2 protein-coding genes are annotated in these 2,626 nt (G+C 42.7%); both read left to right on the top strand.

Features of this window, described 5'->3' with window-relative positions; translation table 11 throughout:
* The first annotated feature begins 238 nt into the window (after positions 1 to 238).
* Positions 239 to 943: a GntR family transcriptional regulator gene (locus QUF07_RS13640; protein WP_217165433.1), complete on the top strand. Its 705-nt coding sequence runs from the start codon at positions 239 to 241 to the stop codon at positions 941 to 943.
* A 267-nt stretch (positions 944 to 1,210) separates the two neighbouring features.
* Entirely contained in the window at positions 1,211 to 2,548 is a 1,338-nt protein-coding gene (locus QUF07_RS13635; RefSeq protein ID WP_289427985.1) for an MATE family efflux transporter, read from the top strand.
* The last annotated feature ends 78 nt before the right edge of the window (positions 2,549 to 2,626 follow it).

The following is a 2,626-nucleotide window of genomic DNA, read 5'->3' as shown; positions in this document are numbered from 1 at the left end:
GAGAGAAATTCCTGGTTCTGGAATTTTTGTTCGAGGTGCTTACGTGCAGATTGTTGCTTTACGCAGCTGTCCTAAAAGCTTCAACCGCCCCACAAAAGCGGAACTAATACATCAGTGTTCTGAATCCGCTTCCAAGTTAATTATATTCTGATATATCAGATTGTCAACACCCTTATTTTTCGGGCTGGTTGTTTGATTTTAATATGCTATAATGTTGGTTGTTATAAAGGAGAATAGTATGATGGATAATATGCGCAGCGATGCTTACCACGAAATTAAATATAAAATCATTCACTTTGACTACATCCCTGGCCAAAAAATATCAGAGAAAACGATATCTCAGGAACTCGGATTAGGCAGAACCCCTGTCAGAGAGGCAATCATCCGGATCGAGCGAGAGGGCTTGATCGAAGTAATTCCCCAAAGCGGAACCTACATCACCAGAATTGATATGGCAGATGCTAAGGACGCCAGATTCGTCCGCGAATGCATTGAACCTAAGATTATGTTAAGTGCTGCCGCTAATATTTCAGATGAATCTTTAGCAACGTTACGGAAAAATCTTAGTGAGCAGGATAAAACGGCTAGTGAAATCAATCCAGATAGCTTTTTTGATTTGGATCAGGATTTTCACCATGAATTTTATAAGGTTGTCAATAAAGAGATCGTTTGGGATTGGCTGCAAATTAACAACACCCAGTTAAACCGTTTCCGCCGACTTCGGTTAAAAGAAATGGACTTGAACTGGAGCACGATTTATACGCAACACAAGAATATTTTTGAGGCTGTGGTTGATAAAAACATTGACGACCTGGAATATCTTGTTAATGAACATCTGCATTTGATGTTATTGGAACGCCACCAAGTTCTTGATGCTTACCCGGATTATTTCCGAAACTACGACGAGGAAGCAACCTCTGCCCCCATTGATGAATCAAAGTAAATAACCTATATTTATATGTTATATGGAAAAAAGTGAGGGTGGGACATTAGTCATTTTCAGTTTGTAATGACAACTTTGATCACCACTTTTATATTGTAGAAAGCTGCGACAAACGGCAGATCCCTGCCATTTAACGAAAAAATGCGATCATTCCAAAACCGGGATTGATCGCATTTTTCCGTTAAATTCTGGGATCTAAAAGCCTATTCCCAGTCTCACTAACTATATATTAACCAACCTAATCAATTTGAAAGGTTTGTTGGCGCTATGAACAAACAAGATCTAACGCAAGGAAATCCCTTAACCAGGCTAATCGTGTTTTCATTACCCCTAGTCGGTGGCTCGCTGTTTCAACAACTCTATAACTTCATCGACACCTTGATTGTTGACCGTTTGATCGGCGTTGATGCCGTGGCGGCCGTGGGGGCATACTACCCGTTAAGTTTTCTGATAATCGGCTTTATTCAGGGCAGCTCGATTGGCTATAGCATCCCCCTTTCTCAAAGTATTGGGGCCCACGATGATTTGGCTACTAAGCGCTACTTCACCAATGGTGTTTGGCTGAGTGCGATCGTCGCTCTAATTTTGACCCCATTAATGATCATCTTCGCAGCGCCCTTGCTAAAATTGTTAAATACACCAAGCAACATTATCGAGATGACATGGGTGTTTACAATCATTTCATTTGCCGGCATTCCTGCCAATATTCTGTACAATTATTCAGCGGCAGCGCTCAGAGCGTTTGGTGATTCCATTCACCCATTGCATTTTCTAATCGTTTCACTAATCTTAAATGTGATTCTCGATTTGATCTTCATCCTTGAATTTCATATGGGGATTGCCGGTGCCGCTTGGGCAACCGTAATTAGTGAGTTTGTCGGTGGCTTACTCAATATTGGCCTCTTCTTCGTTGGTAACTCAAAATTAAAGCTCGTAAAGAACAACTGGCAATTTAGCTTGGCTCATATTAGACGAATGGTTGCCGTTGGAATTCCCATGGGGTTTGAATACTGTGTTTCCGCAATTGGCGCGATCATCATGCAGGATGCCATTAACCTGCTGGGTTCGAGCATGGTTGCCGCTCAATCTGCCGCTGACAAAATCCGCCAGTTGTTCACCCTGCCGATGGAAAGTGTTGGCGCCGCCATGGCCACTTATCAAGCTCAAAACTTTGGGGCTAAAAACGGTACCCGAATCAGGCAGGGAATTACCAATGGTATCTTAATCCAAGTCGGATACTCGCTTGGCGCATTTGCCATCGTGAACTTATCAAAAACTTTTCTCGTCACGATGGTTCTTGGCAGTGGTGTCCCTGCCACCACCAGGAGTGCCGTTGAATACCTGACAATTATTTCATTCTTCTTCCCAGTTCATGGCTTACTCATGATCTTCAGAAATACTTTGCAGGGATGGGGGCATAGTCTTTACGCCATTATTTCCGGCTTTGGCGAACTGCTTGGTCGCTCGTTAGGGAGTTTCTTCGCAATGGGCGCTGCCGGCTTCACGGCAATCTGCTATTCAAACCCATTGGCTTGGGGGATTTCGCTCGCGTACTGTGTGTTTATGACCAGGCAATTATTTATAAGAGATCAACTGGGAAAATAACTGTAAGCACTAAATAACTGGACGTCTACTTCGTAGACGTCTTTTTGAGTACCATAGAATTATTAATTAAGTATGAGG

It is taken from the genome of Lentilactobacillus sp. TOM.63 (genome assembly GCF_030361045.1).
Classification (GTDB): domain Bacteria; phylum Bacillota; class Bacilli; order Lactobacillales; family Lactobacillaceae; genus Lentilactobacillus; species Lentilactobacillus dabitei.
Note: the sequence above shows the minus strand (reverse complement) of the source record. Positions and strands in the feature narration are given on the sequence as shown.